The following is a 19629-nucleotide window of genomic DNA, read 5'->3' on the forward strand; positions in this document are numbered from 1 at the left end:
GGATGAAGCGCTTCAGCGCCCCTAACCATCACGCATTGAGTATCAAGCTTTGAGCACAAGGAGCACACTATGAGCAAGGAAGGCCTGCCCACCCCGAACAATGTCTCCGGGGAAGGTATCCGCGTCGCCGTCGTTACCGCAACGTGGAACGCAGAGATCTGTGATCAGCTGCATCGTCGAGCACTCGAGACTGCCGAAGCCGCCGGCGCCGCGGTCACGCCCCTGCGCGTGGTCGGGGCCCTCGAGCTGCCCGTCGTGGCCCAAGCCGCCGCGCGCACCCATGATGCCGTGGTTGCGTTGGGCTGCGTTGTTCGTGGTGGCACCCCGCACTTTGATTACGTCTGCGATTCCGTGACGCAGGGCCTGACGCGCATCGCGCTCGATGAGTCGACCCCGGTGGCCAATGGAGTGCTGACGGTCAACGACTACGAGCAAGCCGTCGATCGCGCCGGCTTTGCGGACTCTGAAGAGGATAAAGGTGCCGAGGCCATGCACGCAGCTTTAGAAACCGTGCACACGTTGCGTACACTGAACGAGTCAAACCAAAAGTAGGCTGCCAAGTGCAACCACGCCGCCTGGCGTATCCGGCAGGGGGAGTGGCCTGCCTCAGCGGAGTGATGAGGAGATGGAAAACTCGATGACGGACTCACAGGTGCCTTCCGGGCACGAAGAGCGGGCACAGTCGGCCCATGCCAACCAGTCCTCCGCCTCTTCGCAGCCGGCTGCGTCGATGGCGGCCGGGGGACCAGGACGCGGCATGAGCGATGAGCAAATGCTGGCCTATACCAGCGCGGATCCTTTCGCCCAGACGTCGTCCAAGCCCTGGGAGTATGAAGTTACCTCTCCCTACCTGCGCAAGGTGGCCATCATCTGGATCATTCTCGTTATGGCCGCGCACCTTTTCATGGGCTTTACGGTGGGTCTGTCCTTTACCGGCGCGACGGTGACGACGATTGATAAGTTCGCTTTTCCCGGCGTCGGCGTGGTAATTTCCATTTTGTCTTGGCTGGCGCTGACTCGCCCGCGGCTGCGCGCGAACTCCGACGGGGTGGAGGTCCGCAATATCGTGGGAACCCGTTTCTACCCGTGGCAGGTCATCTACGGCTTGTCCTTCCCCGAAGGCTCCCGCATGGCGCGCATCGAGCTTCCGGACTTTGAATACGTGCCGGTCTGGGCCCTGCAGTCGGGCGATAAGGACGACGTGATCACCAATGTCCGCTCTTTCCGCGACCTAGAAGCCCGTTACATGCCGCAGGATGACTAGTGGCTGATCCCTCTCAGTACCGTCCCGCGCCCGGAAGCATCCCTACAGATCCGGGCGTTTATAAGTTCCGTGATGAGAACCGCCGGGTCGTCTATGTGGGCAAGGCAAAGAACCTGCGGGCGCGGTTATCCAATTACTTCCAGGACATCACTCAACTACACCCGCGCACTCGCCAGATGGTGCTGACGGCGGCCTCGGTGGAATGGACCGTGGTGGCCAGCGAGGTGGAAGCGCTGCAGCTGGAGTACACGTGGATTAAGCGCTTCGATCCGCGCTTTAACGTGATGTACCGCGATGATAAGACTTATCCCATGCTCGCGGTATCCGTTGGAGAGACCATTCCGCGTGCGTTTTTCTACCGGGGCCCACGCCGCAAAGGCGTGCGCTATTTCGGTCCCTATTCCCATGCCTGGGCGGTGCGTGAATCCCTGGATCTTCTCACTCGCATCTTTCCCATGCGTACCTGCGCCAAGGGTGTGTTCAACCGCCACGAGCGCTTGGGGCGGCCCTGTTTGCTGGGGTATATCGGCAAGTGCGATGCCCCCTGCATCGGCCGCGTTAGCCCGGAAGAACATCGCGATACGGTTAACCAACTCATCAGCTTCATGAACGGTAACACCGCACCCGTTCGCAAGCGGGTCACGCAGCGCATGGAGGAGGCCGCGGAGAACCTGGAGTTTGAATTGGCGGCCCGCCTGCGCGATGACTTGGGTGCCATCGACAAGTTGATGGAGCAGCAGGCAGTGGTGTTGCCTGATGGCACGGATGCGGACCTCATTGCGTTTAACTCGGATGAACTGGAAGCTGCAGTCCAGATCTTCCATGTGCGTTCGGGACGCATCCGCGGGCAGCGCGGCTGGGTTGTGGAGCGTTCCGGAGATCAGGCAACGACTGACGCGGTGCGCGAAGGCGAGCCAGATCCCGGTCTTCCGGCTTTGATCCAAAACTTCCTCATTCAGTTCTATTCCGACGCAGCGGAACGCCAGCGCCTGGAGGCTGAAGAAGACGCGAAGTTGGAGCGTAGGGGAGTGGACCAGGAATCCCATGCCGAGGAGCATCGTGGAAACGCTATTCCGCGGGAGATTTTGGTCCAGGAACTGCCCGATGAAGCCGATGAGGTCAAGATCGTTTTAGAGGAGCTGCGCGGCGCCCAGATCGATCTGCGCGTTCCGCAGCGAGGGGATAAGCGCGCGTTGATGGAGACCGTCGAGCGCAATGCCAAGGAGCAACTGAAACAGCACAAACTCAAGCGTGTTGGCGACCTCACTGCGCGCTCCGCCGCACTCCAGGAGCTGCAGGAAGCACTGGGCATGGATTCCGCGCCGTTGCGCATCGAGTGCACGGATATCTCCCACATTCAGGGCACCGATGTTGTGGCCTCCCTGGTGGTTTTCGAGGATGGGCTGCCCCGTAAGTCCGACTACCGGCGTTATCGCATCAAGGAAGCGGCGGGCGATGGCCGCTCGGACGATGTCGGTTCCATCGCCGAAGTCACCCGCCGCCGGTTTAAGCATCACCATGACGATAAGCGGGCGGTGCCTGACGAAGAGCTAGAGAACACCACCTTCGCTGAGGAGTTGGTGCGCGAAGAGGCGGCGAGCCAGACCAAACGCAGCTCTTATCCGCCTCAGCTCTTCATCGTTGATGGCGGCGCGCCGCAGGTGGCAGCCGCGCAAGCTGTGTTTGATGAGCTCGGCATCGTCGATGTGACACTCATCGGTCTGGCCAAGCGCCTAGAGGAGGTGTGGGTGCCTGGTGATGACGAACCGGTGATTCTACCGCGCAATTCGCAGGCGCTGTTTCTACTGCAGCACCTGCGCGACGAGGCCCATCGCGTAGCTATCTCTTATCACCGCCAGCAGCGTTCAAAGCGGATGCGCTCCTCCGTCCTCGACGCGGTCCCGGGCTTGGGGCCGCAGCGTCGCACGGACCTAGTGAAGCACTTCGGCTCGGTAAAGAAGCTCAAGGAAGCAAGCGTGGAGGACATTGCTGAGGTGAAGGGATTCGGCCCCAAACTAGCTCAGACCGTCTTTGATCACCTTCACGACTCTTAGGAGGGATTCCCACCGTATTCCTAGACAGGATTCCTACCGTGGCAACCACTTAAGTGGTAAGAATGGAGGCCATGACGTTGTTTGATTCTCCGCCCATTTTGATTACCGGCATGTCGGGCGGCGGCCTGACGTCGGCGGCAAAAGTGTTGGAGGATAAGGGCTACTACGTCGCCCACAACATCCCGCCGAAGGCCATCGTTGACCTCTTGAAGCTGTGTGCGCGTCCGGATTCTCCAGTTACGAAGATCGCCGCGGTCACCGACGTACGCTCCCGCATGTTCCCTGGTTCTTTGGCAGAAACCTTGGACGAACTAGAGCAGCTGGATATGAAGCCGACCCTGCTTTTCCTCGATGCGCGCGATGACGTGCTGATTCGCCGCTTCGATTCGGTGCGTCGCACGCACCCGCTGCAGGACGGTGAAACACTGAAGGCCGGCATCCAACGCGAGCGCGCCGCCGTGCAATCCATTCGTGAGCGTGCGGACATTATCATCGACACGACGAACCTGTCCGTTCATGACCTACGCCGTGCCATCGAGGCTGCCTTCGGTGACATGCGTGGGGAGCGCCAGCACGTCACGCTCCAGTCCTTTGGCTTCAAGCATGGTTCTCCGCGGGACGCTGACCTTGTCGTCGACGTCCGTTTTCTTCCCAATCCTTATTGGGTACCGGAACTGCGGGGCTACCGGGGCACCGATGAGCCGGTGTCGGATTATGTTCTGTCTCAGGACGCCGCTGAGCCTTTTATCGAGCGCTTCATCGAGATGTTGGACTCGATGCTCACGGGGTATCGCCACGAGGGGAAGAATTTCATCACTGTAGGCATTGGTTGCACGGGTGGGCACCACCGTTCCGTGGCCGTCACGGAAGAGATTGCCCGCCGCCTTAGCGAGCGCGGAGACTTGGATGTGAGCACCCTGCACCGAGACATCGCCCGCGACTAGGCGCGATACGTATCGAGAAGATTCGTATTCATTCCTTTTATTACATGACTGAAAGCTAGTACTTACGTGACGACTCTCCCACTCCACATGGCTAGCCTGGGCGGCGGCCATGGTCTTTATCAAACCTTGCTCGCTGCTCGCCGCACGGGCGCGGAGGCAATCTCCGCCATCGTCACCGTGGCCGATGACGGCGGTTCATCCGGCCGGTTGCGCCGCGAGATGGACATTATTCCGCCGGGTGATTTGCGCATGGCGCTCGCCGCTTTATCCAGTGATACGGAGGATGGCCAGCTGTGGGCTGAGACGCTTCAGCATCGCTTCCAGAGCACCGGAGCGATGGCCGGCCACGCCGTGGGCAACCTCCTCATCGCTGGACTCACTGAGGTGTTGGGGGATTTCCAGGCGGCTCTCGATGCCGTTGCCCGCTTAACGGAGTCGGCCGGCCGGGTACTGCCAGCCGTGAACTTACCTCTGGAGATTGAGGCGGATGTTTCTGGGCTTGACGACGACCCCCGTATCATTCGCTCGGTCCGCGGCCAGGTGGCTGTTGCATCGACCGTGGGGCAGGTGCGCCGGGTGCGCATCATTCCGGAGAAGCCTCGGGCCAACCCGGAAACCATTAGCGCGCTGCACGACGCGGACCTGATCACCCTAGGTCCTGGTTCCTGGTTTAGTTCCGTTCTCCCACACGTCCTGGTGCCGGATATCGTCGACGCGATTACCTCGTCGGATGCTCTCCGCGTGGTGGTGCTCAATCTTTCTGCTGAGCCGGGTGAGACCCAAGGTTTTTCTGCCGAGCGCCACCTGCATGTCCTAGCGCAGCACGCCCCGAGCCTGCGGGTAGACCGCGTTATCGTCGACGCATCCGGGCTTCCGAACGAGTCGGAGCGAGTCTTTGTCCAGCGCGCCGCCAGTGTTCTGGGCGCTACGGCAGTCTTCCGAGACGTGTGCCAATACGACGAGGACGGAAGGTCGATTAATAAGCACTGCCCAGACAAGCTGGCGCAGGTGCTCACCGAGCTTTACGCCGAGTATGCCGCCGATCGCGATGGCACAGCGGGAGCCCCAGACGCTCATCGCGGTTAAGCGCGCGATAGACTATGGGGCATTCATCGTTCACCGCCGCGTCTCGCCCACGCCAATCTGCGCGGTGCGCTACGTCCACGAGTTGAAAGGGGAGGCACGAGGTGTCTGCGTCATTGACCGATCAGGTCAAGGAGGAACTTACGGCGGTGTCCGTGCCGCGCCAGTCCGCCCGCGCGGCGGAGGTTGCCGCGATCCTCAGGTTCGCTGGCGAACTCCACATCACCGGGGACCGCGTGATGTACGAGGTGGAACTGGAGTCGCAGAGCGTAGCGAACCGCCTCGTCACCGCACTCGATGAGCTCTATTCGATTTCCGCCAGCACCCACGTCGCTGGGCCTGCGGCTTCGTCCAAGAAGAGTCGCGTGCAAGTGCGCATCACCACCGGTGCCAAGGAACTGACCAGACGCCTTGGTTTGGTAACCCGCTCCGGCCACCCCGTGGTGGGTTTGCCCCCACAAGTCATCTCCGGTTCTGTAGCCGATAATGAAGCAGCCTGGCGCGGCGCCTTCTTGGCGCAAGGTTCCTTGACCGAACCGGGCCGCTCCTCAGCGCTTGAGGTGACCTGCCCATGCCAGGAGGCTGCACTCGCTCTTGTCGGCTGCGCGCGCCGTTTGGGCGTGGCGGCGAAGACAAAGGAAACGCGCGGCGCGGACCGCGTCGTCGTGCGCGACGGCGACGCCATTGGCGCGCTGCTGACCCGTATGGGCGCCCAAGAGACGCGCCTGACATGGGAAAAAAAGCGGATCCAGAGAGAAGCCCACGATACGTCTCGCCGTCTCGATAATTTCGATGATGCCAACTTGCGCCGCTCTGCCCGCGCGGCCGTGACGGCTGCAGCACGCGTCGAACGCGCGATGGTCATCTTGGGCGATGACGTTCCGGAGCATCTCGCGGATGCCGGCCGCTTGCGCGTGCAGCATCGTGAGGCCTCTTTGGAAGAGCTCGGCCGCCTGGCTGATCCGCCAATGACTAAGGATGCGGTGGCCGGGCGTATTCGGCGCCTTTTGTCTATGGCGGACAAGCGTGCCAAGGAGCTTGGGGTCCCAGATACGACGAAGGCCGTCACTGAGGATCTTTTCGAAGAGTCCTAGTTACTCGTGCCCGTTCGGGCATTAGACCGGGTATCACGCCCGATTTCCGTGCGGCTGTTGCCGCATTTCTTTTTGGATTAATCCGCTCTTTTTTGCTTTAGTGAGATATCCCACCCCGCAGTGAAAGTCCCCAACATAATCCCACACAAACGGGCATATCTGCAGGTGTATAGCTCGAGGGTTGTCTCAAATTCTCTGCGACGGCCCAACCACTATACGCCTCTTTTTGGCCTCGTGCGACCACTCGTGTTGGGGACGGGCAGGAGCACTGCGGGATGCACAAACCGTGGGTACTATCGGCCGTGTTGGGAAAACCACCGAGCACGTCACGGAAGTGGCAGGGCAACGGTGCCGCAAGGACGGTCCACCGCACTGCCTATAAAGACAAAGTCTCGGAAGCCCCCACGATAGAACTTCACTCGATTATTTGAGGAGACATTACAGTGACCATTCGCGTAGGTATCAACGGATTTGGCCGCATCGGCCGCAACTTCTTCCGTGCAGTCGCACAGGGCAACAATGACCTCGAGGTCGTCGCAGTCAACGACCTGACCGACAACGCAACCCTGGCCAACCTGCTCAAGTACGACTCGGTGCTGGGCCGCTTCGACGGTGAGATCGAGCACGACGACGAGTCCATCACCGTCAACGGTCACAAGATTGCAGTCTCCGCAGAGCGCGATCCGAAGAACCTGAACTGGGGCGAGCACAACGTCGACATCGTCATCGAGTCCACCGGTTTCTTCACCGATGGTGAGGCCGCCAAGGCTCACATTGAGGCCGGCGCCAAGAAGGTCATCATCTCTGCTCCGGGCAAGAACGTCGACGCAACCTTCGTCTACGGCGTTAACTCCGATGAGTACGACGCTGAGAAGCACAACGTCATCTCCGCCGCATCCTGCACCACCAACTGCCTGGCCCCGATGGCCAAGGTCCTGCACGAGAAGTTCGGTATCGAGAAGGGCCTGATGACCACCATCCACGCCTACACCGGTGACCAGCGCATCCAGGATGCCCCGCACCGCGACCTGCGCCGCGCCCGCGCCGCAGCCGTCAACATGGTTCCGACCTCCACTGGTGCAGCAAAGGCCGTCTCCCTGGTTCTCCCGGAGCTGGAGGGCAAGCTCGACGGCTACGCAATGCGCGTTCCGACCATCACCGGTTCCGCCACGGACCTGACCTTCCAGGCATCCCGCGACGTCACCGCTGAGGAAATCAACGCTGCTATCAAGGAAGCCGCCACCGGCGAGTTCGGCGAGACCCTGGGCTACACCGAGGATCCGATTGTCTCCACCGACATCATCACCGACTCCCACGGCTGCATCTTCGATGCGGGCATGACCAAGGTTTCCAACGGCAACTTCGTCAAGGTCCTTGGCTGGTACGACAACGAGTGGGGCTACACCAGCCAGCTCGTGCGCACCACCTCCCTGGTTGCCTCCAAGCTCTAAAGTTGACTCTTTAGAATGACCACAGTGAACCAAGCTGTGATCGCCTGTGACAGCTCCACAGGCTAGACACCGGCCCATGCGCCACGCCTCACCCTCCATAATCTCGTGGCGTGCGCTGGGCCGATAGTCGTTTATAAGGAACCAGCACACTTTCCCATTGAATAGCATTAACCTTTAGCTTGAGTACCTACTTTTAAGGAGAACATCATGGCTTTCAAGACTCTGGACGACCTGCTCGCAGAAGGCGTCTCCGGCCGCCACGTCCTCGTCCGTTCTGACTTCAACGTCCCACTTGATGATGAAGGAAACATCACCGACTCCGGCCGCATCACCGCTTCCTTGCCCACCATCAAGGCCTTGATTGAAGGCGGTGCGAAGGTCATCCTGTCGGCGCACTTGGGCCGCCCGAAGGGCGAGGTCAACCCGAAGTACTCGCTGGCCCCAGTAGCAGAAGCTCTGTCTGAGGCACTGGATCAGTATGTCGCCCTCGCCGGGGATGTCAGCGGCGAGGACGCCCACGAGCGCGCTAACGGTCTCAACGAGGGCGATGTCCTGTTGCTGGAGAATGTCCGCTTCGATCCACGCGAGACCTCGAAGGACGAGGCAGAGCGTGGCGCCTTCGCTGATGAACTCGTCGCCCTGGCTGCAGACAACGGCGCCTTCGTCTCCGATGGTTTCGGTGTCGTTCACCGCGCGCAGGCTTCCGTGTACGACGTGGCCAAGCGCCTGCCTGCTTACGCCGGCAAGCTCGTGCAGAAGGAAGTGGAAACCCTGGCGGCGGTAGCAGAGAAGCCAGAGCACCCGTACGTTGTCGTTCTTGGCGGCGCCAAGGTATCCGACAAGCTTGGTGTGATTGAGGCGCTTGCCGGTAAGGCCGACAACGTCATCATCGGCGGCGGAATGTGCTACACCCTCCTGGCAGCACAGGGCTACAACGTCCAGAACTCCCTGCTGCAGGAAGACCAGATCGACAACTGCAAGGAGCTGCTGGAGCGCTTCGGCGACAAGATCGTCCTGCCGGTCGACCTCGTCGCTGCCACCGAGTTCAATGCCGATGCAGAAAATAAGGTTGTGGGCCTCGACGGTATCCCGGAGGGATGGATGTCCCTCGATATCGGACCGGAATCGGTGAAGAAGTTCGATGAGGTCATCGCTTCCTCCAAGACCGTCTTCTGGAACGGCCCGATGGGTGTCTTCGAGATGGAAGCCTTCTCCAAGGGCACCGCAGGTGTGGCGCAGTCCATCATCGATGCCACGGCCAAGAATGGTTCCTTCACCGTCGTGGGTGGCGGTGACTCCGCAGCTTCCGTCCGACTGCTCGGCCTCGACGAGGACGGCTTCTCCCACATCTCCACCGGTGGTGGTGCTTCCCTGGAGTTCCTGGAAGGCAAGGAGCTGCCGGGCGTCAAGGTCCTGGAATCCTAATCAACCATCCTCTCAACACAGTCTGACTTCGAGAAAGGCTAATCATGGCACGTACCCCGCTTATCGCTGGTAACTGGAAGATGAACCTCGACCACAAGGAAGCTATCGGCTCCCTGCAGAAGTTCGCTTTCTCCTTGCCGAAGGAATACTACGAAAAGGTCGACGTGGCTTTTATGGTCCCGTTCACCGACATTCGCACGGTCCAGACGCTTGTCGACGGCGACGACCTGCAGTTCACCTACGGCGCGCAGGACATCTCCAAGCACGAGTCCGGCGCCTACACCGGTGAGGTATCCGGCAAGATGCTCTCCGCCCTGGGCTGCTCCTGGGCAGTGGTGGGCCACTCCGAGCGCCGCGAGTACCACGGCGAAACGGATAAGCTCGTCGCAGAAAAGGCCGCAGCGGCGTTGGCCAACGGTATCAGCCCCATCGTGTGTGTCGGCGAGCCCTTGGATGTCCGCGAGAAGGGCACTCACGTCGATTACGTGGTGACCCAGACCCGCAACTCCCTGGAGGGCCTGTCCGCTGAGGATCTGGCAAAGACCGTCATCGCTTATGAACCTGTCTGGGCTATCGGCACCGGCAAGGTTGCTTCCGCTGAGGATGCACAGGAAGTGTGCGCAGCTATTCGTCAGCTCGTCCGCGAGCTCGGCGGCGACGAGGTTGCCGAAGGCATCCGCATCCTCTACGGCGGCTCCGTCAAGGTGGACTCTATCGCGGAGATCGTGGGCAAGCCCGACGTTGACGGTGGTCTCGTCGGCGGCGCCTCCCTCAAGGGCGAGGAGTTCGCAAAGCTGGCGGCTAACGCCGCCCAGGGCGCCTAATCTCCCCGCATCCTGCCGTGGCGGGTCGGAATAGTTTCTGGCCCGTCACGTGGTGTATCATCGAGGATTATTGCGCGCGCTGTCTTCGCGCCCTTTTTTCCACGCGTGACGGTGGCTCACCACGGTGATTCACTAACGCGCGTCATACTCACTGTACATACGCGTAAACAAGGAACTACTTCATGATCTTGGCACTGGAAATCCTCCTCGTGATTGCCGCAATCTTGATGACTATCTTCGTGCTGCTGCACAAAGGTAAAGGTGGTGGCCTGTCGAGCCTCTTCGGCGGCGGCGTGCAGTCCAACCTCTCTGGTTCCACCGTGGTAGAGAAGAACCTTGACCGCTACACCGTGGTCATGGTGGTTATCTGGCTTGCCTGCATCGTGGCTCTGAACCTGCTGCAGGCTTATAGCTAAAAGGTCTTTCGGCCCCGCCGCACATACGCCAAACGCCGCGTCCCTCCTCCAATAAAGGTGAAGGACGCGGCGTTGTAGTTTTCATTGGCGGCCCTAGAGAAGCCGCCGGGGAGCTGTTGTTAGAGACGCTGCGCGGCATCGTCGCTTAAGAACAGCAGCGTTTCCTCAGTGCCCTGAGCACCTGCGGCCGGCCAGTCCTCAGCCGCAGCGCCAGCCACGAGGTGGGAGACAGCCTCGGCCTTCTCCTCACCGGAAACCAGGAACCAAATGCGCTGGGAGCGGTTGATGGCCGGGTAAGTCAACGTAACGCGCTCAGAAGGCGGCTTGGGGGAGTCGTGGACCGCGAAGGCATAGTCGGTGTCTTCATAGACCGCTTCTGAATGCGGGAACAGGGAGTTAATGTGGCCTTCGTGACCCATGCCCAGCAGGTGAATATCGAAGCCTTCCGGCGCAAAGTCACGGATCTCGCCCTCATAGGCTTGTGCTGCGTGCTCCATGGATACGGCTCCCAAGTCATAGCCGTGAATGTGGCGCTCCGGGATATCCACGTGTGCCAAGAGAGCCTCACGGGCTTGGCCCTCGTTAGAGTCCGGATCGCTTACCGGCACGTTGCGCTCATCGCCGAAGAAAACATGGATGCGCGTCCAGTCCACAGCCAATGCTGGGTAGTCGCTGCCTTGCTGTTGAGCGGCGTCGTGAAGCCGTGCCAGCTCGCGCAGCATGCCGATTCCTGCTCCGCCACCGGTGAGCACGACGCGGGCGACACCATCCTTGTGGAGGCCGCCGCCTGGGGCTTGAATCGCCGCAACCGTCTCAATAAAGGCGAGTGCGGCGGAGGATATGAGCTCGTCGATGTCGCTAACGCGGCGAAGCGTGACCATGGTGCAGAAAGATCCTTCTGAATGATGAGACTAGGAAACGATGAAATGATTATGCCTACACACTGTAGTCCACGCGGGCTAAGGCGCGGAGAGCGTGAGCGTATGTCTTATCCGCATCGAGATGGCGGAGTTCTTCCGAAAGCACTTCTGCTTCGGAACGCACCGCGAGGCTAACGAGTGATTCCGGGGAGCCCGGAACACTGACCTTCACTGTCGCAGGGTCAACGACAGTGACGCTAACATCGGCAGTGGGACGTTGGAAAACCACCGAGGTAATCGGGAAGGTACCCGCCGCGCAGTCCGACACAGTACGGGTAACGGGGACGGAGAGGGCGTCGAGAAGCCAGCCGGCAGCAAAGTCGACGGCGGCGTGGTGCTCGGCACCGGAGATCTTCACAGAGGTGATCGGTTCGTGCGGGAACCTGTCGAGGGCCGAAGCGACGATACCGCGCCAGAGGGTGATGGCACCCCACGACATGTCGGAATCTCCGGGCTTATAGCCAGAGGAGAGCACGTGGAGGTCGTACTGATCGACTCCACTGCCGAAGGCAACGTTGGTAATACGGCGCTGGGCCAGCGCACCGATCGGAACAGAGGACGGGGACGGCGGGCATGCCGTAGGCCACCACGCCACGATTGGTGTATCGGGAAGAAGCAGTGGAGTCACTACCGCTTCTGCCTGATCCGCGAGGGCGCCATGCAGGTGCATGACGACGATCTCCGAGGCACCCGCTTCGCCACCGACGCGCAACTCGGCGTCGAGCCGAGTGTCCTCGTCGAGATTTCCAGTAGCGATGACGATGACACGGGAAGGGTGCTCGTGGGAGGCATCGCGCACCGATGCGAGCAGGTTGTCCAGGTCATCGCCCTCTTCGGTCATGACGATGAGCGTGAGGACCCGGCCGGTCGTGAGCGTGTAGTGCTCCTGCATCTCTACAAGCTTCTTAGAGATCTTGCGCGTCGTCGTATCGGGCAAGGGGATAATCATAAGGCCATTCCTCCTAAGGACCTACGGACGGCGCCAGGAATGACCCCGGCGGCGCAGCATTCTATTAGCGGACTCCGGCCCCCACGTGCCAGCGCGGTATTGCTCCGGCTGTCCGATACTGGACCAGTACTCAATGATGGGGTCGAGGATGGACCACGACAGCTCCACTTCCTCGTTGGTGGGGAAGAGGGAGGACTCGTCCAAGAGGGCGTCGAGAATCAGGCGCTCATAGGCTTCCGGCGATTCTTCCGTAAAGGCCTCGGCATAGGCGAAGTCCATGTTGACGTCACGCACCTCCATGGTGGAGCCCGGAACCTTGGAACCAAAGCGCATGGTGACGCCTTCATCAGGTTGGACGCGGATCACCACGGCATTTTGGCCCAGCGCATCGGCTTGGCCCTGATCAAAAGGCTGGTGCGGGGCGGTCTTAAACACCAGTGCAATCTCGGTTACGCGGCGGCCCAGCCGCTTGCCGGTACGTAGGTAGAAAGGAACGCCCGCCCAGCGACGGGAATTGACCTCGAGGGTACACGCGGCATAGGTCTCCGTCGTGGACTCCGGATCGAATCCTTCCTCCTCCCGCAGGCCCTTGACATACTCTGAGCCTTGCCAGCCGGCGGAGTACTGGCCGCGGGCGGTGGTCTTGTTGAGCGGGTGTACCGCGTTGGTGGCGCGCAGCACCTTGATCTTTTCCGCCTGGAGCGCCTCTGGGTCGAAGGAGGAGGGTTCCTCCATGGCGACGAGGGCTAATAGCTGCAGGAGGTGATTCTGGATGACGTCGCGCGCAGCGCCGATGCCGTCGTAATAGCCGGCACGTCCGCCCAATCCGATGTCTTCGGCCATCGTGATCTGCACGTGATCGATGTAGTGCGCGTTCCACATCGGCTCGAAGATCTGGTTGGCAAAGCGCAGCGCCATGATGTTTTGCACCGTTTCCTTGCCCAGGTAATGATCGATGCGGAACACCGAAGACTCCGGGAAGACGGCATTGACGATCTCATTGAGCTGGCGCGCGGAAGCCTGATCGTGGCCGAAAGGTTTTTCAATGATGACGCGGCGCCAGGAGCTTTCCGTGCTGTCCGCCATACCGACGCGCTCTAGCTGGTGGCAAATATCGGAGAAGAACTCTGGTGGAACCGAAAGATAATAGGCCCAGTTTCCGCCGGTGCCGCGGGAAGCGTTGAGCTCAGACAACCGGGCGGAGAGCTTATCAAAGCCAGCGTCGTCGAAGTTGCCTTGGACAAACTCGATTCCTTTGGCGAGGTGCTCCCACACATGCTCACTGAAGGTGGTTCGGGCACCCGCTTCGGCAGCCTCGCGGACGTAGTCGCAAAAGGCTTGCTTGTCCCAGTCGCGGCGGCCGTAGCCAACCAGCGTGAAGCCGGCGGGCAGCAGCCCTCGGTTGGCCAGGTCGTAGATGGCAGGGAGGAGCTTTTTGCGCGCCAAGTCACCCGTGACGCCGAAAATCACCATGCCGGATGGCCCGGCGATACGTGGTAGGCGCTTGTCCTTCGCGTCGCGCAACGGGTTGACCCACGCGCTGGTAGTGCTCACTAAGTGTCCTTTCGGTCTGTGTGAGATTAGTCCAACAGCTCAGCATAGCGACACGCGCCCCGCCGGCCACAGTTGGATGGCCGTTGGTGGCGCGCGCCGATGGTGAGCACTTAAAACCTCATGCTCTTTTAGGAGAGGCGGTCTGTCATCGAGGCAAGCAGTTCCTCCCACGCATCGACGAACTTGTCGACGCCCTCCTGCTCGAGCACGGTGAAAACATCGGCGAAGTCGATGCCGACAGCCTCCAGCTGTGCCCATACCTTCTCTGCGTCGTCAGAAGCTTCAGTCAGTGTATCGCCGTGCAGGTTCCCCTGCGCAAGAACCGCATCAATGGTTTTCTCGGGCATCGTGTTGACGGTCTCCGGCCCAGCGAGCTCGGAAACGTACAAGGTGGCAGGGTAGTCAGGGTTTTTGACTCCCGTCGACGCCCACAGTGGCCGCTGCGGGTGGGCACCGGAAGGCAAGTCGCTACCGTTGTCCTTGAACTCCTTCAGGAAAAGCGCATAGGCGCGTTGGGCGTTGGCCACGCCGGCCTTTCCACGCAGCGCGAGGGCTTCATCAGAGCCGTTCAACTCGAGGCGCTTGTCGACTTCGGTGTCCAAGCGGGAGACAAAGAAGGAGGCCACGGAGTGAATAGTGGAGATATCCTTACCTGCTTCGGCGGCGCGCTGAATTCCCTCCTTGTAGGCGGCAATCACCTGCGCGTAGCGTTCGACAGAGAAGATCAGGGTGACGTTGACGGAAATACCTTCTGCCAGAGCATCGGAGATGGCGGGAAGGGAACCGTCGGTTGCCGGGATCTTGATCATGAGGTTGGGGCGGTTGACCTTGGACCACAGCTCGCGGGCCTGTGCCAAGGTTGCCTCCGCATCCGCTGAGATTCGTGGATCAACCTCGATGGACACCCGCCCATCCCGGCCATCGGTTGATTCATAGATCTCGGTGAAGAGATCGCAGGCATTGCGGACATCGTCGATGGCGAGCGAGTACACCGCGTCGTCCGCGGTAGCGGACTTTTCCTTCAGCGCTGCGATGTCGGCATCGTAGGAGGTGCCGGAGGACATTGCGGCAGCAAAGATCGCTGGGTTCGTGGTGACACCCACGATGGACTTGGTGTCGAGGAGTTCGCGGAGGTTGCCGGAATCCAAGCGCTCGCGGGAGAGATCATCGAGCCACGTCGAGGTACCGAGACGGGCCAGCTCATCAATATGTGTCATGGTGTGTGCAGGGTCCTTTCGTATTGGACAGCAGTAGGGAGGGAATCAGCCTGCCTGAGCAGCGGTGAGGGACTCGCGGGCGGCGTCAGCAACGGCCTCGGCTGTGAAGCCGAACTTCTCAAAGAGCTCCGCAGCAGGTGCGGAAGCACCGAAGTGCTCCAAGGACACGGTGCGGCCGAAAGTGCCGGTGTACTTGTGCCACGGCATGGAGACACCGGCCTCGACGGAGACGCGTGCGCGTACCGAGGAGGGGAGGACGGATTCGCGGTAGGAAGCGTCCTGCTCATCGAACCACTCCAGGCACGGTGCGGAAACGACTCGGGTGGCAGTACCTTCAGCCTCGAGCTGCTTGGCGGCTTCAACAGCGAGCTGCACCTCGGAGCCGGTGGCGATAATAATCACGTCTGGGGTTTCCTTCGATGCCTCAACAAGGACGTAAGCGCCGCGGCGTACGCCTTCAGCCGCCTTTTCCTTGGTGCCCTCAAGCACTGGAAGATTCTGGCGGGACAGCGCTAGGCCCTTCGGCGCGGCCTTGTACTCGAGTGCTGCCGCCCACGCCTGGGCCGTCTCGTTAGCATCGGCCGGGCGGATGACGGAGAGGTTGGGGATGGCGCGCAGGGCAGCAAGCGTTTCCACCGGCTGGTGGGTGGGGCCGTCCTCGCCCAGCCCGATGGAATCGTGCGTCCAGACGTAGTAGGTATCGGTGGACATGAGCGCACCGAGGCGCACGGCGGGGTACTGGTACTCAGAGAAGATAAGGAAGGTACCGCCGTAGACGCGGGTATTGCCGTGCAGCGCAATGCCGTTCATGATGGCGGACATGGCGTGTTCACGAATACCGAAGTGCAGGTTGCGGCCATAAGGTGTGGCGGTCCAGGCATTCGTGGTGATGGACTCGGGGCCAAAGGACTCCGCGCCCTTGATCACCGTGTTGTTGGAGCCTGCCAGGTCGGCGGAACCGCCCCACATCTCCGGCAGGGAGGCCGCAAGTGCTTGAATGGCGGCTTCAGAAGCCTTGCGCGTTGCCAAGGATTCGCCCGCTTCCCAGGACGGAAGTTCTGCGGCGAAGTCAGCCGGCAGCTCGCGAGCCTGGAGGCGGTCGAAAAGCTTCTTCTCTTCCGGGTTGGCAGCTGCCCACGCGTCAAACTTTTCCTGCCACTCTGCGTGCTTTGCAGCACCGCGAGCGGTCAGCTCGCGGGTGTGCGCGAGGACTTCTTCGTCGATGTGGAAGGACTGCGCCGGATCGAAGCCGAGGACCTCCTTGGTGGCGGCTACCTCATCCTCGCCGAGGGCTGCGCCGTGGACGCCGCCGGTGTTCATCTTGTTCGGTGCCGGGTAACCAATCACGGTTTTAACTCGGATGAAGGAGGGGCGGGAGGTTTCTGCGCGTGCCGCGGCGGCAGCTGCTTCGATGGCTTCGACATCTTCGCCGGACTCCACGGTCTGCACGTGCCAGCCATAGGCCTCGTAACGCTTGGCGACGTCCTCGTTGAAGGCAATGTTGGTATCGTCCTCGATGGAGATGCGGTTGTCATCCCAGAAGACGATGAGATTGCCCAGCTTCTGGGTGCCTGCCAACGAAGAAGCCTCAGCGGTGACGCCCTCTTGCAAGTCACCGTCGGAGGCGATGACGTAAACGAAGTGATCGAAGGGGGATTCGCCGGCTGGGGCAGAGGCATCGAACATGCCACGCTCCTTGCGCGCGGCCATGGCCATACCGACCGCGGAAGCCAGGCCCTGGCCCAGCGGGCCGGTGGTGATCTCCACGCCGTCGGTGTGGTGAACCTCCGGGTGACCCGGGGTCTTCGAGCCCCAGGTACGCAGCGACTTGAGGTCTTCCATCTCCAGACCGAAGCCGCCGAGGAAAAGCTGGATGTACTGCGTCAGGGAAGAGTGCCCAACGGAAAGTACGAAGCGGTCGCGCCCTGCCCAGTGAACATCAGCCGGATCGTGGTTAAGCACGCGCTGGTAGAGCGTGTAGGCCAGCGGTGCCAGGGACATGGCGGTACCGGGGTGGCCGGAGCCGCAGTTCTGGACGGCGTCGGCAGCTAGGACGCGCACGGTATCCACGGCGCGAGTGTCGAGGTCACTCCAGTCCGAAGGATAACGGCGCTGAACCATAGCCTGCAGTTCCGGGGACAACTTCTCGTTCGACACGGCGAAAACCTCACTTCGCTTCTGGAAACAGATATACCGTTAATCAGTGTAAAGGTTTTTCGATCTTCGGCGGGGGGATTATATAAACCAGGTTTCGGGCGGTAGTCTGGCATGGTTGACGCTGTTGCCCCGCTGCCAGCCAGTGGGCGGCGACTATCCCCGAAGAACGCTTGGGGGATTCGCCACAAAGTTCTCGGGAACTTTTTAGTGCGGGCAGCCGACCAGTACGTCAGACCCATAAGCCATACACCCACGTGCCGGATATACGGAGGATTGTTCCTTGGAGACCATCAAGGCCTATTTTGCGCTAACGAAACCGAGGATCATTGAGCTCCTCCTCGTGGCGGCAATCCCGGCTATGCTCCAGGCGCAGCGTGGTTTCGAGGCAGTGTCCTCCAACTTCTGGCTCATCGTCTCCACCATCTTCGGTGGATGGATGGGTGCCGCGGCTGCCCACACGTTTAACAACGTCGTCGATTATGAGATCGACCAGAAGATGCAGCGCACCCGTGCCCGGCCGCTAGTGCGCAAGACCATTTCGCGACGCAATGCCGCGATCTTCGCGTGGATCATGTTGGCGCTATCCGTCTTTTGGCTGGGTGTGTTAGCTAACTCGTGGTTGGCTGCGTTCTTCGTGCTCTTGACCAACTTCTTTTATGTCATCGTCTATACGAAGTTCCTCAAGATGCGGAACTCCCAGAACATCGTCTGGGGCGGCCTCGCTGGCTGTATGCCCGCCATGGTGGGTTGGGCCGTCATTCGTGATAACGCACCGGCGGGGGAGCCGGACCGTTGGTGGCAGGCCGTGGTGCTGTTCCTCATTATCTTCTTCTGGACACCACCCCACACCTGGGCGCTGGCGATGAAGTACAAGGAGGACTACCGCAAGGCCGGGGTGCCGATGCTGCCCGTCGTTGCCGGGGAAGTAGAGGTGACCCGGCAAATCGTGTGGTACACGATCGGAACGGTTATTGTGACCTTCCTTATTATCCCTGCGGCCTCGTGGATCTACTTGGTGGCCGCGGTGTCTTCCGGCGCGGTCTTCCTCTGGATGGCGATTCGCCTGCACCAAGGGGTGAAGAAGGGCGCAAAGGTCAAGCCCATGCGCCTGTTTATCTACTCCAACAACTATCTGTCGGTGCTCTTTATCGGCCTGTCCATCGACGCCGTCGTGGGCTGGGAGCCCATCGGGCGCATGCTGGGCTGGTCGGCTGCGCTGTTCTAGCGAGCTAGTCTTCGCGTACCCGGAGGACGATCGAGCCGGTGGTCTTGCGCTCTTGGAGGTCGCGGTGGGCGTGAGCGGCTTCGGCGAGCGGATATTCCGCCGAGATGCGGAAGTCGAGGTCGCCATCGATGACCGCCTGAACAACAGCCTGGGCGCGCATCTGGAACTCGCCTTCCTGGGAGGTCCAAGCGCCGAGTGACGGGCGGGTGAGGAAGATGGAGCCGTGCTTGTTCAGCAGCTGCGGGTCCATCGGCGGGACGGGGCCCGACGCGGCACCGAAGAGCGCTACCGTGCCGCGCGGTCGTACAACCTCAAGGGATTCACCGAAGGTGGCTTTGCCGACGCCGTCGTAGACCACGTCCACGCCGCGCCCACCGTTGTGACGACGCACCTGCTCGGCCAAGCCGCTGCTGTAGCGGAACACGTGGTCTGCGCCCGCGCCATAGGCCAGCTCTTCCTTCTCATCCGTGGAGACCACGGAATAGACGGTGGCGCCCAGGGACTTGGCCATCTGGGTAAGGATTAAGCCCACGCCGCCCGCACCGGCGGTGATCAGACAGGATGCTCCTTCCCCTAGCTGATACACACCGTGGGTGAGGTAGTGCGCCGTCATGCCCTGCAGGAGCATCGAACCGGCGACGGCGGAGGGAATCTCGTCGGGGACGGCCACCACGCGGTCTCGCGGCACGCAGACTTGCTCCGCATAGGATCCGAAAGCGTGATCCCAGGCCACCATCGTGCCCGGGGCAATTTCTCCCTGGGGGTCGTGCACAACGCGTCCGGTTCCTTCGAGTCCGATGATGAAGGGCACGGAGGCGTTGTAGATGCCTTCGCGGTAGTAGGTGTCGATGTAGTTGACACCGGCCACGGAGACGTCGACAAGCAGCTGTTCCTTCGTCGGCGTGGGGGATTCTACCTCGGCGTAGGTGAGGACCTCGGGCCCTCCGGTCGTGGTCACCTGAATAGCATGCATGGTGTCTAGGCTAAACGAAGCCAAGGGCTCCGCGCAGCAAAAAGCGCCGCCATCCTCACTTCCTGGTGAGAACGGCGGC

At 61.1% G+C, this 19629-nt stretch carries 17 protein-coding genes; 11 read left to right on the forward strand and 6 right to left on the reverse strand.

Features of this window, described 5'->3' with window-relative positions; translation table 11 throughout:
* Nucleotides 1-69 precede the first annotated feature (69 nt).
* The 10 genes from ribH to secG all read left to right on the forward strand — a co-directional run bounded on the left by ribH (nt 70) and on the right by secG (nt 10555).
* On the forward strand, nt 70-552 hold the full coding sequence (gene ribH, locus HMPREF2806_RS05160) for a 6,7-dimethyl-8-ribityllumazine synthase (protein WP_046649097.1): 483 nt from the start codon (nt 70-72) through the stop codon (nt 550-552).
* 85 nt (nt 553-637) lie between these two features.
* A complete protein-coding gene (locus HMPREF2806_RS05165; protein ID WP_046649098.1) occupies nt 638-1264 on the forward strand; it encodes a PH domain-containing protein in 627 nt (208 codons plus the stop codon).
* Entirely contained in the window at nt 1264-3318 is a 2055-nt protein-coding gene (gene uvrC / locus HMPREF2806_RS05170; RefSeq protein ID WP_046649099.1) for an excinuclease ABC subunit UvrC, read from the forward strand. Before HMPREF2806_RS05165 ends, uvrC begins: the two co-directional genes overlap by 1 nt.
* Before the next feature lie 62 nt (nt 3319-3380).
* A complete protein-coding gene (rapZ, locus tag HMPREF2806_RS05175) occupies nt 3381-4262 on the forward strand; it encodes an RNase adapter RapZ (protein ID WP_046649100.1) in 882 nt (293 codons plus the stop codon).
* An 87-nt stretch (nt 4263-4349) separates the two neighbouring features.
* Nucleotides 4350-5348, forward strand: coding sequence for a gluconeogenesis factor YvcK family protein (gene yvcK / locus HMPREF2806_RS05180; RefSeq protein WP_049157461.1), 999 nt, complete (start codon nt 4350-4352; stop codon nt 5346-5348).
* Between the two features lie 101 nt (nt 5349-5449).
* The gene (gene whiA / locus HMPREF2806_RS05185) at nt 5450-6439 is read left to right on the forward strand and encodes a DNA-binding protein WhiA (RefSeq protein WP_046649102.1); all 990 of its coding nucleotides are present in this window, start codon (nt 5450-5452) and stop codon (nt 6437-6439) included.
* Between the two features lie 443 nt (nt 6440-6882).
* Complete coding sequence (gene gap / locus HMPREF2806_RS05190; protein WP_070511751.1) at nt 6883-7890, forward strand: type I glyceraldehyde-3-phosphate dehydrogenase; 1008 nt, start codon at nt 6883-6885, stop codon at nt 7888-7890.
* A 207-nt stretch (nt 7891-8097) separates the two neighbouring features.
* Nucleotides 8098-9315 carry a phosphoglycerate kinase gene (gene pgk / locus HMPREF2806_RS05195; protein ID WP_046649104.1) on the forward strand — a complete coding sequence of 406 codons (1218 nt, stop codon included), beginning with the start codon at nt 8098-8100 and terminating at the stop codon, nt 9313-9315.
* A 44-nt stretch (nt 9316-9359) separates the two neighbouring features.
* A complete protein-coding gene (gene tpiA / locus HMPREF2806_RS05200; RefSeq protein WP_046649105.1) occupies nt 9360-10139 on the forward strand; it encodes a triose-phosphate isomerase in 780 nt (259 codons plus the stop codon).
* 182 nt (nt 10140-10321) lie between these two features.
* Complete coding sequence (secG, locus tag HMPREF2806_RS05205) at nt 10322-10555, forward strand: preprotein translocase subunit SecG (RefSeq protein ID WP_046649106.1); 234 nt, start codon at nt 10322-10324, stop codon at nt 10553-10555.
* Nucleotides 10556-10674: 119 nt separating this feature from the next.
* Here secG and pgl read toward each other — a convergent pair whose 3' ends face one another.
* The 5 genes from pgl to tkt all read right to left on the reverse strand — a co-directional run bounded on the left by pgl (nt 10675) and on the right by tkt (nt 17316).
* Complete coding sequence (pgl, locus tag HMPREF2806_RS05210; RefSeq protein ID WP_046649107.1) at nt 10675-11436, reverse strand: 6-phosphogluconolactonase; 762 nt, start codon at nt 11434-11436, stop codon at nt 10675-10677.
* 55 nt (nt 11437-11491) lie between these two features.
* Nucleotides 11492-12424: a glucose-6-phosphate dehydrogenase assembly protein OpcA gene (locus tag HMPREF2806_RS05215; RefSeq protein ID WP_046649108.1), complete on the reverse strand. Its 933-nt coding sequence runs from the start codon at nt 12422-12424 to the stop codon at nt 11492-11494.
* Nucleotides 12425-12445: 21 nt separating this feature from the next.
* Nucleotides 12446-13897, reverse strand: a complete 1452-nt coding sequence (zwf, locus tag HMPREF2806_RS05220) for a glucose-6-phosphate dehydrogenase (RefSeq protein WP_369799708.1) — start codon at nt 13895-13897, stop codon at nt 12446-12448.
* 209 nt (nt 13898-14106) lie between these two features.
* Complete coding sequence (tal, locus tag HMPREF2806_RS05225; RefSeq protein WP_070516596.1) at nt 14107-15195, reverse strand: transaldolase; 1089 nt, start codon at nt 15193-15195, stop codon at nt 14107-14109.
* A gap of 45 nt (nt 15196-15240) precedes the next feature.
* Nucleotides 15241-17316: a transketolase gene (gene tkt / locus HMPREF2806_RS05230; RefSeq protein ID WP_198531318.1), complete on the reverse strand. Its 2076-nt coding sequence runs from the start codon at nt 17314-17316 to the stop codon at nt 15241-15243.
* A gap of 316 nt (nt 17317-17632) precedes the next feature.
* Between tkt and HMPREF2806_RS05235 the strand changes: the two genes are divergently transcribed.
* Complete coding sequence (locus HMPREF2806_RS05235) at nt 17633-18577, forward strand: heme o synthase (protein ID WP_049157448.1); 945 nt, start codon at nt 17633-17635, stop codon at nt 18575-18577.
* 4 nt (nt 18578-18581) lie between these two features.
* Here the strand turns inward: HMPREF2806_RS05235 and HMPREF2806_RS05240 are convergent, their stop codons facing one another.
* Entirely contained in the window at nt 18582-19550 is a 969-nt protein-coding gene (locus HMPREF2806_RS05240) for a quinone oxidoreductase family protein (protein ID WP_070516600.1), read from the reverse strand.
* Nucleotides 19551-19629 lie beyond the last annotated feature (79 nt).

It is taken from the genome of Corynebacterium sp. HMSC076G08 (assembly GCF_001811515.1).
In the GTDB taxonomy this organism is placed as follows: Bacteria; Actinomycetota; Actinomycetes; order Mycobacteriales; family Mycobacteriaceae; genus Corynebacterium; species Corynebacterium hiratae.